Raw genomic sequence first — 13,928 nt, 5'->3', positions numbered from 1 at the left:
CCCGCACGTGCAGTCGGCCACAGGCCACCCGATCAGCCGCTTCGCCCCGTATGATCGGGGTACAGCGTCCGGCATGACGGATCGGAGGGTGGGGAATGCAGCCTGCAAGCACCACCGACCGCCGTGGCGGCCCGGACAGTGAATTGGCGTAGAGGGGCGGGTTTCACGGGGGCGATTCCCTGCCTATCCTGAAAGGGTCGCACCCGGTCGCCCCCGCGACCGACGAGTAGGAGGACTCCGTGCCGCTCTCGGAGCACGAGCAGCGAATGCTCGAGCAAATGGAGCGAGCGCTGTACGCCGAAGATCCCAAGTTCGCGACAGCGCTTGAGGGAAGCGGGCTGCGTACGTACACCCGGCGACGGGTCTACCAAGCGGTCGCGGGCTTCCTGGTAGGTATCGCGCTCCTCATGGCCGGAATGGTCGCACAGCAGATCTGGGTCAGCGTGGTGGGCTTCCTCGTCATGCTGGGCTGCGCGGTGCTCGCGGTCACCGGATGGCGCAAGGCCCCCAAGCCGGGCGAGCAGCAGGCCACGACTGGCGGCCGCGCGGGACCCGGCGGCTCCGGCGGCACCTCGGCCCGTCGTCAGGCCAGGCAGCGCCGATCGATGATGGACCGGATCGAGAGCCGCTGGCAGCGCCGCCGCGACGAACAGGGCCACTGAAACACCCCGCGGACTTCCTCCTCGTCCGCGTCCCCGCCTCACGATGCGGCCGTCCGAACCCGGACGGCCGCTTTTCGTGCGCCCAGCACCCACACCGAGCCGAGCGGCCCGCGCCCGGCCGGTAGCCACGCTCCCGCAGCCGAGTACGGGCCCGGTCCTCCGGACTTCGTCCTACGGTCCGCCCCCTCCCGCCGTACAGCGACCGTCGGCCGGTGGGGGCAGACGTCCCCCCACCCTCGCCGCGGTAGCCGAACGTGTACGGGAGGGTGCGGGACCGGAGGACGAAGTCTGTAGGGCCCGGGCCCGCGCCACGGTCGAGCTGCCCGCAGTCCGGCGGAGTTTCTTCGCCCGACGGCGGGTCGGGCGTCGTGGCCGACTGGCTGTCTGTGCCGGGTGGCGCTCTCTTCGGTCCGGTCACGGGAGCGGTCCTCCAGACTCCGTCCTACGGCCCGCCCCCTCCTGTTGTACGGCGACTGTCGGCCGGTGGGGGCAGGCGTCCGCCCACCCGCGCCGTGATAGCCGAACGTGTACGGGAGGGGTCGGGACCGTAGGACGAAGTCTGGAGGGCCCGGGCCCGCGCCACGGTCGAGCTGCCCGCGGTGCGGCGGAGTTTCGGTGCCCGGCGGCGGGCCGGACTCCGTGGCCGACTGGCAGGCCGTGTCGGGTGGCGCCGCCGCGGCCCGGACACGGGGCCGGGCCTCCGGACTTCGTCCTACGGTCCGCCCCCTCCCCGCCGTATGGCGACCGTCGGCCGGTTGGGGCAGACGTCCTCCCATCCACGCCGCGGTGGCCGAACGCGTACGGGAGGGTTCGGGACCGGAGGACGGAGTCTGGAGGGCCCGGGCCCGCGTCACCGTCGAGCTGTCCGTAGTCCGGACGGAGATTCGGTCCGACGGCGGGCCCAGGCCGTTGTTGCTCTTTGCGACCGTGAGGGGGGAGACGGCCTCATTTCCCTCACCTGAGGGCCGGGACTACGGCCTGCCCCTTGAGAGCCCCACCGCGCCTGCCGCGCGGCGCGCCGCCGTGGCCGGTGGGCTTGTTGTGCAGCGGGTCACGAAGGCGGACCAGCGGGACGAGAGGGTCCACAGGGCCCGGGCGGCCGAGCGGGGCGCCAGCAGGGCGCGTAGGCGCAGGCGGCGGGAGGCGCCGTCTCGTAGGCCGGCGCGGACGCGCTGCACCTCGTCGGCGAGGCCGGCTGCCGGACGCGGGTCCGGCGCGTAGAGGACCTGTTCCACCGAGGCCGCGACGCGACGGGCCGCTGCCGCCGCCGTGCCGTCCAGCTCACCTAGGCGTACGATGCGCTCCGCCGCCTTGCGCGGGGTCAGGGACTCGTCCGGCAGGATGCCGTAGTCCCAGCCGGAGTCGACCAGTTCCCGCCAGGCCGCGAGCGTACGGGCGGTGCCGTACGGCCCGGGGCGCGCGCGGCCCTGCGGCTCCGGTGGCCCGCCGTGACCCCGGGAGGCGGCGTCGACCGCCTCCGCACGGGCCGTGAACGCCCCGGCCGGGCCGTCCTGACCCGGGCGGCCGCCGCGCAGACGCCGCGAGCGGACCCGCAGCCGCCACAGCAGCGGCAGTACCGGCACCAGGAGCAGGACCACCGCGCCAACGCCGACGGCCGTGACCGCCCAGGGCGAGGGCCCGTCGTCCGCCGGGCCGCTCGTCGACTGCGCGGGCGGTGTCCAGCAGGGGCCCACGCGCCGCTCGGCGGGAGCGCAGCTCTGCGAGGGCGACGGCCCCACGGGCGCCGCCGCCGAACGCGACGGCTGCGGCGCCGGGGCGCTCGTCCCGCCGGTGGACGGGGTGTCGGCGAGGGTGTAGTCGGGCGGCGTGCCACGGCTCGGCGTCGGCTCGAAGCGCGTCCACCCCGTCCCCTCGAAGTACAGCTCGGGCCACGCGTGCGCGTCCTTGAGGCCCACCGAGGTCGATCCGTCGCTCTGCCGGGTGCCGGGGGTGAACCCGACCGCGACCCGGGCCGGTATGCCCAGCGTGCGTGCCATCGCCGCCATCGAGAAGGCGAAGTGCACGCAGAAACCCTCCTTCTGCTCCAGGAACCGGGCGATGGCCTCCGTGCCGCTGCCGGCCCGCACCTCCGTGTTGTAGGTGAAGCCGCCGTCGAGCGAGAACCAGTCCTGGAGGCGGACCGCCTTGTTGTACGCCGACCCGGCGTCCCGCGTCACCCGCCGCGCGGTCTCGCGCACCACCGGGGGCAGCGAGTCCGGCACCTTCGTGTATTCCCGCGTCAGTTCGGCGGGCGGCGCGGGCGCGGTGTCCAGTTGCCGTGCGGTGGGCCGCACGAGCAGGCTCTCGACCTGGTACTGCACACCACGGGTGTTCTGCCCGCGGTCGCCGACCAGCGTGCGGCCCTCCGGTTCGAAACGCCAGCGGCCGGCGATGTCCACGCGGGAGGCGGGGTAGGGCAGCGGCAGCCAGTTCTGCGCGTACCAAGGAGCGGCGGAGACGGAGGTGTTGACGGTGGTGACATCCACCGTCGGGCTCAGCCCCGTAGGGTCGGGCAGCCGGTCGGGCACGTCCTTGACGGCGCGCTCGGACGGCTTCCACGCCGTACCGTCGAACTGGTCGAGCGCGACGATCCGCAGATACAGGTCACGGGTGTCCGAAGCGGTGGTGCGGTAGTTGAGGACCTGCCGGTCCTCCGGCTGGTTCAGGCTGTTCTGCAGGGAGACCAGCGGGTTCACCGCGGAGATCGTGCCGCCGCCGCCCGTCCCGCGGCCGGCCACGGCCGGGCCCAGCAGCCCGCCGCCGAGGGACGGCAGCACCGCGGGCACCACCAGGGCGACGCCCAGCACCAGCGCGCCGATCCGGCGGCCCGTACGGACCGGGGCGTACGCCGGGCCGCCCCCGGCGGAGGCATAGCTCTGCCCCTTGGCGACCGGTGGCCGTCCGACGCCGGGGGCCCGGCCGCCGAACACCCGGCCCCACTGCGAGAGCCGGTCCCGGCCCTCGGCCAGGAGCAGCAGCAGATAGCCGGCCCCCGCGATCAGGAACCACAGCCAGCCGGCGCCGCCTTGGGAGAGGCCCGCCGCCACCGAATACAGCGCGAGCAGCGGCAGCCCGGCGGGCGCCGCGCTGCGGTACGTCACGGCCAGTGTGTCCACCACGAGGCCGACCAGCAGCACCCCGCCGACCAGCAGCAGGCGGATGCCCGCCGTCACCGGCGCCGGTATGGCGTAGCGGCCGACGTCGGCGACGCCCTCCTGCGTCAGTTCGCCGAGTTCCCGGAACGCGTCGGGCCCCGGCAGCACCCCGCCGATCGCCTGGTCGTTGGCGAAGAGCACGGTGAGCAGCAGCAGTGCCACCACGGCCTGCGCCGCGACGGTCAGCGGCCGTGCCAGCGGTACCCGGCGGGCCAGCGCGCCCGCGCCGGACACGATCACCAGCAGGACGGCCGCCTGCATCATCCAGCCGACCGGTTCCACCAGCGGCAGCAGCGCACTGGACGCGGACAGCGTCGCCACCGCCGCGCACACCGTCAGCCGCGCCCGCCCGCTCATGTCGTCACTCCGCTTCCCGGTGCCGCGACCGGCCCGGCGGACCCGGGGCCGGCGGAAGGCCCGTACGCCGTGGCCGGGCCGCCGCCACCCGAGGGGCCTTGCCGTACGCCGGCCACTTGGTCCGCCTGCCGCCACAGTGCCGTCAGCGCATCGCCCGGCGACACCGGCAACGCCTTCCAGCCCGCTTCACGGAGCATCCGCAGGCGCTCGGCGAGCGGCCGCCCGGCCTCGCCGGTGCCGGCCCGCGGCCCGTCCGCGCCCCGCGACCAGGCGTCGCCGTCCAGGACGAACGCGACCGCCGCCCCGCTGCGCTGCCGCATCCGCCCGGCCACCGCGGCCTGTTCCTCGTCCAGGTCGCCGAAGAACGCGACCAGCAGCCCTTCGTTGCCGCCGCGCAGCACGTCGTACGCCCGGGCCAGGCCCGGTTCGGCGGAGTGCTCCACCACGGCGAGGGTGTCCAGCAGCAGCCCCGCGGTGTCGGCGGACTCGGTGCCGCCCGCCCAGCCGCCGGCCCCGTCCGGGCCCGGTACGGACGTGCCCGTGTCGGTCAGGAAGCGCACCGAGAAGCCGCGCTCCAGCAGGTGGACCGCGGTCGACGCGGCGCCCGACACGGCCCATTCGAACGCGGAGTCCGGGCCGGAGCCCTGGTGGGCCGTGCGCCGTGTGTCCAGGAGGACCGTGCAGCGCGCCTTCTGCGGCTGTTCCTCCCGGCGGACCATCAGCTCGCCGTAGCGCGCGGTGGAACGCCAGTGGACACGGCGCAGGTCGTCGCCGTGGCGGTAGCCGCGGGGGATGACGTCGTCCTCGCCGGCCAGCGCGAGCGCCCGCTGCCGCCCGTCGCCGTACCCGGAAGCCTCACCGGTGAGCCGCACCGGCGGCAGCGGCTCGATCCTCGGCACCACCGTCAGGGTGTCCTGGTCGCTGAAGGAGCGGGTCAGCTCGCACATGCCGAAAGGGTCGGACAGCCGCAGCTGCAGCGGCCCCAGCGGATACCGTCCCCGCAGGTCGGAGCGGACCCGGTAGGACACCTCGCGACGGCCGCCCGCCTCCACCCGGTCCAGGACGAACCGGGGCCGCGGCCCGAGCACGTACGGCACCCGGTCCTGGAGCATCAGCACCCCGGTGGGCAGCCGCGAGACGTTCTCCACCCGCAGCAGCACCCGCGACTCGGCGGCGGCCGGCACCCGGGCGGGGGAGAGGGTCCGGCTTCCCGCGACGCGGTAGCGGGTGCGGTGCAGCACGAACGCGCACACCAGGGGCAGCGCGGCCAGCAGCAGCCCGACCCGGAGCAGGTCCGTCTGCCCGAGGGCGTACGCGCACACGGCGGCGGCCACACCCGCCGCCAGGAAGGACCGGCCGCGCGTCGTCAGCCCCGCGAAGGCGGCCCGCAGCCCGCCGGGCTCCGGAGCTTCCCCGGTCCCCCCGCCCGCCATCAGTACCCCCGGGCGCCGGGCGGCTGCTGCGCGTGCGGTCGGGGCCACTGCTGTGCCGAGGGGTCGGGGACCGACGTACGGCGCAGGATCTCGACGACGACCTGCTCGGCCGTACGGCGGTTCAACTGGGCCTGAGCGGTCGGCAGCAGCCGGTGTGCCAGCACCGCCACCGCGAGCGCCTGCACGTCGTCGGGGAGGGCGTACTCCCGGCCGGCCAGCGCCGCCGACGCCTTCGCCGCGCGCAGCAGGTGCAGCGTCGCCCGCGGCGAGGCCCCCAGCCGCAGCTCGGGGTGGTTGCGGGTGGCGGCCACCAGGTCCACCGCGTATCTGCGGACCGGCGCGGCGACGTGGACCGCGCGCACCGCGTCGATCAGCTTCAGTATCTCGTCGGCGTGCGCGACCGGCTGGAGCTCCTCCAGGGGCGAGGCGGCACCGTGCACGTCGAGCATCTGCAGCTCGGCCTCCGGGCTCGGGTACCCGATCGAGACCCGCGCCATGAAACGGTCCCGCTGGGCCTCCGGAAGGGGGTAGGTGCCCTCCATCTCGACCGGGTTCTGGGTGGCGACGACCATGAAGGGCGCGGGCAGCTCGTAGGTCTGCCCGTCCATCGTGACCTGGCGCTCCTCCATCGACTCCAGCAGCGCGGACTGGGTCTTGGGCGAGGCGCGGTTGATCTCGTCACCGATCACGATCTGGGCGAAGACCGCGCCGGGCTTGAACTCGAAGTCCCGCCGCTGCTGGTCGTAGACGCTCACGCCGGTGATGTCCGACGGCAGCAGGTCGGGGGTGAACTGGATGCGCCGCACCGAGCAGTCGATGGACCGGGCCAGCGCCTTGGCGAGCATCGTCTTGCCCACGCCCGGCACGTCCTCGATGAGCAGATGGCCCTCGGCGAGCAGCACGGTCAGCGAGAGCCGTACGACCTCGGGCTTGCCCTCGATCACGGCCTCCACCGACCTGCGGACCCGCTCCGCCGTGGTGGTCAGATCCCCCCGCGCGCCCGGCTCCGGCCGCGCGGGGTGACCTCCAAGGCTCGCCTGCTCGTCATAGGTCGTCACCCGGCCCTCCTCGGCCTTGCCCCGCGCTCCGGGGAGCGCGGGATACCCCATTGCGGGCACCCGTCCTCCGTACGGACCGGCCCTCCCCGCCCTGCGCCGCCCCGGCCGCACGGCCGCGACGACGTCACTCACGCATTCTCGCCGCCCACGCCGCTTCGCGTCATGGCCTGTGGATAACTCACCCGACGGGCCGCGCCACCACGGTCCCGGACACGGCACCACGGCCGCGGAGCAGGGCCCCGCGGCCGTGGACTTCCCGTATTGCTGGTCCCTACCGCGGGTCGATCTCCCGCAGCAGACCCGTCGTCACATCGAAGACGAATCCCCGCACATCGTCCGTGTGCAGCAGGAACGGCGAGGTCCGGACCCGCTGCATGGACTGCCGGACGTCCTCGTCGAGGTCCTTGAACGCCTCGACCGCCCAGTTGGGGCGCTGTCCGACCTCGGCCGCCAGGTCGTGGCGGAAGTCCTCGGTCAGGCTGAGCAGCCCGCAGCCCGTGTGGTGGATGAGGACGACCGAGCGGGTGCCCAGCGCCCGCTGGCTGATCGTCAGGGAGCGGATGATGTCGTCGGTGACGACGCCGCCCGCGTTGCGGATGGTGTGGCAGTCGCCGAGCTCCAGGCCCAGCGCGTCGTGGAGGTCGAGGCGCGCGTCCATGCACGCCACGACGGCGACCTTGAGGACGGGCCGGGCGTCCATGCCGGGATCGGTGAAGGCGGCGGCGTACTTCCTGTTGGCCTCGACGAGGCGGTCGGTGACCGTGCCGCCCGCGGGGGCCACGGCGCTGTCGGCGGAAGGGGGCAGCGGCTGCGAGGCAGGTATCGACATAGCAACACGGTAAAGGGCATCGGCCGGTAAGGCTGCACGTGGGGACGGGCATAGGGGGCACTGAGGCGTCGTGTGAGGTTTTCCACACGCCCCCGCGGGGTGCCGCCGATCGGGTGAAAGCGGCCTTTTCGCCCGTGCCGCGGGCCTCGGGACGGGGGGTCCCACGGCTCTCCGGGGCCGCTCGAAAACGCGTCGAAAACCTCCGGACGGGCGGTGCGGGACGCGCGGAACCGGTTGATTGACCCCGCGCGGCAGTGGACTAAAGTGGCGCGAAGTGGGAGGCGTGACGCTCTCCTTGGATCCCGAATCTTTCGCGTGCGATCTGCACGTACGGCTCGGCCTCCTCCCGCTCCAACCGGTCCGCCGACGGCACTTCCCCGTCGTCGGAGGGCCACTTCCCCTTCAGAGCGGGCGGGGACCAAGCGGTACGTGCGGCATTCCCCCAGCCAGCGGCCGGGGGGACCCACCTGCCGCCCACCCCATCGGAAGGCGCATGAGCAGCAACGATCGCCACGTACCCGTCATGCTCCAGCGGTGTCTGGACATGCTCGCCCCCGCGCTCGCCGAGCCCGGCGCGGTCGTCGTCGACTGCACGCTCGGCCTCGGAGGGCACAGCGAGGCGCTGCTCGCCACGTTCCCGGCAGCACGTCTGATCGCCCTCGACCGCGACCCGGCGGCCCTGAAGCTGGCGGGGGAGCGCCTGGCGCCCTACGGGGACCGCGCCACCCTCGTGCACGCCGTCTACGACGAGCTGCCGCGGGTCCTGGCCCGCCTCGGCGTCCCGCGCGTCCAGGGCGTCCTGTTCGACCTCGGGGTCTCCTCGATGCAGCTCGACGAGGCCGACCGCGGCTTCGCGTACGCGCAGGACGCGCCGCTCGACATGCGCATGGACCAGACGACCGGCATGAGCGCCGCCGAGGTCCTCAACACCTACCCGCCCGGCGAGCTGGTCCGCATCCTGCGCGCGTACGGCGAGGAGAAGCAGGCCAAGCGGATCGTCGAGGCCGTCGTGAAGGAGCGCGCCAAGGAGCCCTTCACCCGCAGCGCACGCCTGGTGGAGCTGATCCGCGACGCCCTGCCGCAGGCCGCCAAGCGCACCGGCGGCAACCCCGCCAAGCGCACGTTCCAGGCGCTGCGCATCGAGGTCAACGCCGAACTGGCCGCCGTCGAGAGCGCCGTGCCGGCCGCCGTACGGGCCCTCGCGGTGGGCGGCCGGATCGCCGTGCTGTCGTACCAGTCCCTGGAGGACCGGATCGTCAAGCAGGTCTTCGCGGCGGGCGCGGCCAACACCGCGCCGCCCGGCCTGCCCGTCGTCCCCGAGCAGTACCAGCCGCGCCTGAAGCTGCTCACCCGTGGCGCCGAGCTGCCGACCGAGGAGGAGATCGCCGAGAACCGGCGTGCGGCCCCCGCCCGGCTGCGCGGCGTCGAGCGCATCCGCGAGGACATCGCGTGAACCGGCCGGGGCGCACGCGCTCGGGGCCGGGACGGCTCTCGGGCCTGTTCGCCTCCGGAGCGGGGGGCACGGCGGCGCGTACGCCGTTCGTGCTCCTCGTGGTCGTGCTCCTCGGCTCCGGCCTGATCACGCTGCTGCTGCTGAATTCCGCGCTCAACCAGGGCTCCTTCGAGCTGAGCAAGCTGGAGAAGCGCACCAACGAGCTGACGGACGAGCAGCAGGCGCTCCAGCAGGAGGTGGACGCCTACTCGGCGCCGGGCGCGCTGGACGAGCGCGCCCGCGAGCTGGGCATGGTCCCGGGCGGCAGCCCGGCGTTCCTGGAGCCGGACGGCACGGTACGCGGCAAGCCGAGCGCGGCCCCGGGCGGTACGGGGCCGATGAGCGCGCGCACCCCGTCGCGGTTCACCGTGCCGGGCCCCCGGACGGCGCCGGGCCACGCCGCCGCGCCGGTCCCCGGGCCCCGGCCGTCCGCCGGACCGCAGCCGTCCGCGGCTCCCGCCGCCCCGGGCGCGCGGCTGCCCGACCAGCCGCTGCCCGACCACCCGTTCCCCGTTCTCACCGCCCCCGGCCGTCCTCTGCCCGGCGCCCCGGGGGCCGACGGCCGGAGGGCGGCCGGACCGGTGCGCCCGGCCCCCGGCGCGGCAGCCGGTTCCGCTCCGACGACTTCCGGCAGGTGACCCGTGACGTACGAGAACGCCGAAGCCCTGCCCGGGGCCGCAGCCTTGCCCGCAGTCGCAGCCGAAGCCCTGCCCGGGGCCGCGCCCCTGCCCGCCTACGGGTGCGCCCCCCTCGCCCGTAGGACCGCACCGGAGGAGGGTGTCGCATGACCGACCCCAAAGGCCCGCGATCCGGCAGCGGCTCCGGCTCCGGTGCGAGAGGTTCCGGCCCCCGTGCCTCCGGGCCCAGGGCCTCCGGCCCCAAACCCCCCGGCGCCAAGACCACCGGAGCCAAGTCCACCGGCCCCGCCAAGCCCACCGGCCCCGCCAAATCCTCCGCGGCGAAGCCCTCCGGCCCCCAGGCGCCCGGCTCCAAGACCCCGAACCCCAAGATCTCCGGCCCCGAGCCCGCCGGACCGAAGGCCGCTCCCCGGTCCTCCCGCAAGACCGGCAGCGACTCCGGCGCACGCCCGGCCTCCAGCGCCCGCTCCCGTACCGGCTCCGGCGCGGGCTCCAAGGCGCCCAGCCCCCCGGACCCTCGCCGCCGCGTCCCCCGCCCCACCCCGGCCGGCGGCCGCACCGGCCAGGCCCGTGGCGGCCCGGGCCAGAGCGGCGGGAGCGGCCGGTCCCAGCGCGCGACGGCCCAGAGCCGTCCCGCCTCCGCGCGCCCCACCACCACCAAGCGCGCCCCCCGCCCCCGCACGCCCACCCTGCGCCTGGGCAGCCCGCGCCCCCGGCTGCGCCTGGTCTCCCTCGCCCTGGCGCTGATCCTGCTGGTCTTCGTCGTCCGGCTGTTCCAGGTGCAGGCCGTGGACGCCGACGCGTACGCGGCCAAGGCCAACGTCAACCGGTACGTTCCGGTCAAGCTGGCCGCCGAGCGGGGCGCGATCACCGACCGGGACGGCGTGGACCTGGCCACCACGGTCGACGCGTACGACATCACCGCCGACCCCAGCCTGCTCGCGCCCGACAAGATCAAGATCCAGGACGCCCCGCGGCAGGCCGCCGCGCTGCTCGCGCCGATCCTCCACGAGGACCGGGCCGCCCTCGCCAAGAAGCTCGCCACGCCCGGCTCCCGCTACGTACGGCTGTCCCGGCAGCAGACCCCGCAGGTCTGGAAGCAGATCAAGGACCTGCGCAAGGAGCTGGACGCCAAGGCGGCCGAGCAGCCCAAGAGCGAGCGCCGCCCCAACGTCCTGGTCGGGATCTTCGCGGACAAGCACAGCAAGCGCGTCTACCCGAACAAGGACCTCGCCTCCGGGGTGCTCGGCTTCGTCAACAGCGAGGGCCGGGGCGGCGGCGGTCTGGAGGCCCGGCTCGACCGGCAGCTGGCGGGCAAGGACGGCAAGCTGGTCTACGCCCAGTCCGGCGGGCGGCGGGTGCCCACCGCGGGCGCCCAGGAGCACCCGGCCGTGCCGGGCACCGACGTCGAGCTGACCCTGGACCGCGACATCCAGTGGATGGCCCAGCAGGCCATCACCCGGCAGGTCGCCGCGTCGCAGGCCGACCGGGGCTACGTCGTCGTGCAGGACACGAAGACCGGCGAGATCCTGGCCCTGGCCAACGCCCCCGGCTTCGACCCCAACGACATCTCGAAGGCCGACCCGGAAGCGCTCGGCAACGCCGCCCTCACCGACGCCTTCGAACCCGGCTCCACCAGCAAGCTTATGTCGATGGCCGCCGTCCTGGAAGAGGGCGCGGCGACCCCCGCCACCCGGGTCACCGTCCCCAACCGGCTGCACCGCGGCGACCGCAACTTCTCGGACGACATCGACCACCCCACCTGGCACCTGACCCTCAACGGCGTCCTGGCCAAATCCAGCAACATCGGCACGATCCTGGCCACCGAACAGCTCGGTAGGACCCGTCAGGAAGCCAACCGGGTGCTCTACTCCTACCTGCGCAAGTTCGGCCTCGGACAGCCCACCGGGCTCGGCTTCCCCGGCGAGACCCCGGGCCTGCTGGCCCCGCCGCAGAAGTGGAGCACCTCGCAGCAGTACACGATCCCCTTCGGGCAGGGCCTGTCGCTCAACGCGGTCCAGGCCGCCTCGGTCTACTCCGCCATCGCCAACGGCGGCGAGCGCATCGCCCCCACGCTCATAAGGGGCACCACGGGCCCGGACGGCCGGTACCGGCCCGCGCCGCAGCCGCACAAGAGCCGGGTGGTGAGCGAGAAGACCGCCAGGACGCTGGCCACCATGCTCGAATCGGTGGTCGACGACAAGGAGGGCACCGGCGCCAAGGCGAAGATCGACGGGTACCGCGTCGGCGGCAAGACCGGCACGTCCAACCGGGTGGACCCGAAAACCGGCCGCTACCACGGCTACACCGCCTCCTTCGCCGGGTTCGCGCCCGCCGACCAGCCCCGTGTCACCGTCTACTGCGCCGTCCAGAACCCGACCAGGGGGAGCTACTTCGGCGGCCAGGTGTGCGGCCCGATCTACCAGCAGGTCATGGAGTTCGCGCTCAAGACGCTCCAGGTCCCGCCGAGCGGCGCCCAGCCCCCGCGCCTGCCCGTCACCTTCAAGCCAGGCGAATGAAAACGAGGCAGCACCGCCGTGACGACCATCACCCCCGACCCCGGGAACCGCTCCAGCTCTCGGCCCTCACTTCGCCCCGAGGCCGCCGCGCCCGGTACGCTCACCGCCGTGTCACACGCTGATCAGTCCCACCACGCCCAGAAGGACGCCCCCGGAAAGTTTCCGGGAGCGCCCCGCCCAGAGCGGGTCCGCGCCACCCCCCTCGCGGACCTCGCCGAGCAGTTGGGCACCTCGGTGCCGGCCGCGGCGGACGCCGCCGACGCTGTCGTCACCGGCATCACGCACGACTCCCGGGCCGTGCGCCCCGGCGACGTCTACGCCGCGCTGCCCGGCGCCCGCTTCCACGGCGCCGACTTCGCCAACCAGGCCCGCGACCTCGGTGCCGCGGCGGTCCTGACCGACCCGGCGGGCCGCGAGCGCGCCGCCGCGACGGGCCTGCCCGTCCTGGTCGTGGACGAGCCGCGGGCCCGTATGGGAGCGCTCGCCGTCTCGATCTACGGCGACCCCGGCAGCGATCTCCTGCAGATCGGCATCACCGGCACCTCCGGCAAGACCACCACCGCGTACCTCATCGACGGCGGCCTGCGCGCCGCGGCCGAGAGGGCCGCCCGGGAGGAGCGGCGCGCAGCGGCTCTGCCGGGGGACGGCGGCGGGCGCCGGGCGGGCCTGACGGGCCTGATCGGTACGGTCGAGTCCCGGATCGGCGACGAGCGCCTGAAGTCGGAGCGCACCACGCCCGAGGCCACCGACCTCCAGGCACTGTTCGCCGTCATGCGCGAGCGCGACGTGCGGGCGGTGACGATGGAGGTCTCCAGCCACGCGCTGGTCCTCGGCCGCGTCGACGGCTGCGTCTTCGACGTCGCGATCTTCAACAACCTCAGCCCGGAGCACATGGAGTTCCACTCCGGGATGGAGGACTACTTCCAGGCCAAGGCGCAACTGTTCACCAAGGCGCGCAGCAAGGCCGGCGTGGTCAACCTGGACGACGAGTACGGCAAGCGGCTGGCCGCCGGCGAGTCCGAGGTGCCGGTCACCACGTTCTCCGCCGAGGGCCACCCGGACGCCGACTGGCGCGCCGCCGACGTCGAGGTCGGCACGCTCGGCTCCACCTTCACCGTGCTGGGCCCCGACGGCGTGTCCGTACGGGCCGCCTCGCCCATCCCGGGCCCGTTCAACGTCGCCAACGCGCTCGCGGCCGTCACGGCGCTCGTCGTGGCCGGTGTGGACCCGCAGACCGCCGCCGACGGCGTCGCCGCGGTGCCCGGCGTCCCCGGCCGCCTGGAGCGCGTCGACGTGGGCCAGGACTATCTCGCGGTCGTGGACTACGCCCACAAGACCGACGCGGTCGAATCGGTCCTGCGCGCCTTGCGCAAGGTCACCGGGGGCCGTATCCACGCCGTGCTGGGCTGCGGCGGCGACCGCGACCCGCACAAGCGCAAGCCGATGGGCGCGGCGGTCGCCCGCCTCGCCGACACCGCCGTACTGACCTCCGACAACCCCCGTGGCGAGGACCCCCTCGCGATCCTCGCCACCATGCTGGCGGGCGCCGCCGAGGTGCCCGTCCACGAGCGCGGCACCGTGCTGGTCGAGGAGGAGCGGGCCACCGCCATCGCGGCCGCCGTCGCCCGCGCCGAGCCCGGCGACACCGTGATCGTCGCGGGCAAGGGCCACGAGCAGGGCCAGGACATCGCCGGAGTGGTCCGCTCCTTCGACGACCGTCAGGTGCTGCGCGAGGCCATCGAGGCTTCGTTGAACTCGCAGCAGCCGAACCACCAGGGATGACAC

Annotated in this window: 9 protein-coding genes; 5 read left to right on the top strand and 4 right to left on the bottom strand. The window is 74.4% G+C overall.

What is annotated here, in order from left to right; all coding sequences use genetic code 11:
- Positions 1-239: 239 nt before the first annotated feature.
- On the top strand, positions 240-662 hold the full coding sequence (locus AB0A97_RS01610) for a DUF3040 domain-containing protein (RefSeq protein ID WP_361142949.1): 423 nt from the start codon (positions 240-242) through the stop codon (positions 660-662).
- Positions 663-1,633: 971 nt separating this feature from the next.
- Here the strand turns inward: AB0A97_RS01610 and AB0A97_RS01605 are convergent.
- The 4 genes from AB0A97_RS01605 to AB0A97_RS01590 form a co-directional block, all read right to left on the bottom strand.
- Positions 1,634-4,174 (bottom strand): transglutaminaseTgpA domain-containing protein, encoded by a 2,541-nt coding sequence (locus AB0A97_RS01605; RefSeq protein ID WP_361142946.1) that lies wholly within the window; start codon positions 4,172-4,174, stop codon positions 1,634-1,636.
- Positions 4,171-5,607, bottom strand: coding sequence for a DUF58 domain-containing protein (locus AB0A97_RS01600; protein WP_361142942.1), 1,437 nt, complete (start codon positions 5,605-5,607; stop codon positions 4,171-4,173). Before AB0A97_RS01600 ends, AB0A97_RS01605 begins: the two co-directional genes overlap by 4 nt.
- Positions 5,607-6,665: a MoxR family ATPase gene (locus AB0A97_RS01595; RefSeq protein ID WP_361142939.1), complete on the bottom strand. Its 1,059-nt coding sequence runs from the start codon at positions 6,663-6,665 to the stop codon at positions 5,607-5,609. Before AB0A97_RS01595 ends, AB0A97_RS01600 begins: the two co-directional genes overlap by 1 nt.
- Positions 6,666-6,936: 271 nt before the next feature.
- Positions 6,937-7,494 carry a carbonic anhydrase gene (locus AB0A97_RS01590; RefSeq protein ID WP_361142936.1) on the bottom strand — a complete coding sequence of 186 codons (558 nt, stop codon included), beginning with the start codon at positions 7,492-7,494 and terminating at the stop codon, positions 6,937-6,939.
- Between the two features lie 493 nt (positions 7,495-7,987).
- On the opposite strand from AB0A97_RS01590, the gene rsmH reads away from it, so the two are divergent.
- From rsmH to AB0A97_RS01570, 4 genes are all read left to right on the top strand, one after another.
- On the top strand, positions 7,988-8,947 hold the full coding sequence (gene rsmH, locus AB0A97_RS01585) for a 16S rRNA (cytosine(1402)-N(4))-methyltransferase RsmH (protein ID WP_361142933.1): 960 nt from the start codon (positions 7,988-7,990) through the stop codon (positions 8,945-8,947).
- Between the two features lie 44 nt (positions 8,948-8,991).
- Complete coding sequence (locus AB0A97_RS01580; RefSeq protein ID WP_361145136.1) at positions 8,992-9,624, top strand: septum formation initiator family protein; 633 nt, start codon at positions 8,992-8,994, stop codon at positions 9,622-9,624.
- Positions 9,625-9,770: 146 nt separating this feature from the next.
- Positions 9,771-12,143 carry a penicillin-binding transpeptidase domain-containing protein gene (locus AB0A97_RS01575; RefSeq protein WP_361142930.1) on the top strand — a complete coding sequence of 791 codons (2,373 nt, stop codon included), beginning with the start codon at positions 9,771-9,773 and terminating at the stop codon, positions 12,141-12,143.
- 18 nt (positions 12,144-12,161) lie between these two features.
- Complete coding sequence (locus AB0A97_RS01570; protein WP_361142928.1) at positions 12,162-13,925, top strand: UDP-N-acetylmuramoyl-L-alanyl-D-glutamate--2,6-diaminopimelate ligase; 1,764 nt, start codon at positions 12,162-12,164, stop codon at positions 13,923-13,925.
- The last annotated feature ends 3 nt before the right edge of the window (positions 13,926-13,928 follow it).

The sequence above is a fragment of the Streptomyces sp. NPDC045470 genome (assembly GCF_040646595.1).
Classification (GTDB): Bacteria; Actinomycetota; Actinomycetes; order Streptomycetales; family Streptomycetaceae; genus Streptomyces.
This window is presented reverse-complemented; position numbering and strand designations above follow the sequence as displayed.

Bases quoted from the DNA above. Each gene is read 5' to 3' on its own strand.
- AB0A97_RS01605 (WP_361142946.1), bottom strand. From the start codon at position 4,174: ATGAGCGGGCGGGCGCGGCTGACGGTGTGCGCGGCGGTGGCGACGCTG.
- AB0A97_RS01600 (WP_361142942.1), bottom strand. From the start codon at position 5,607: ATGGCGGGCGGGGGGACCGGGGAAGCTCCGGAGCCCGGCGGGCTGCGG.
- AB0A97_RS01590 (WP_361142936.1), bottom strand. From the start codon at position 7,494: ATGTCGATACCTGCCTCGCAGCCGCTGCCCCCTTCCGCCGACAGCGCC.
- rsmH (WP_361142933.1), top strand. From the start codon at position 7,988: ATGAGCAGCAACGATCGCCACGTACCCGTCATGCTCCAGCGGTGTCTG.
- AB0A97_RS01575 (WP_361142930.1), top strand. From the start codon at position 9,771: ATGACCGACCCCAAAGGCCCGCGATCCGGCAGCGGCTCCGGCTCCGGT.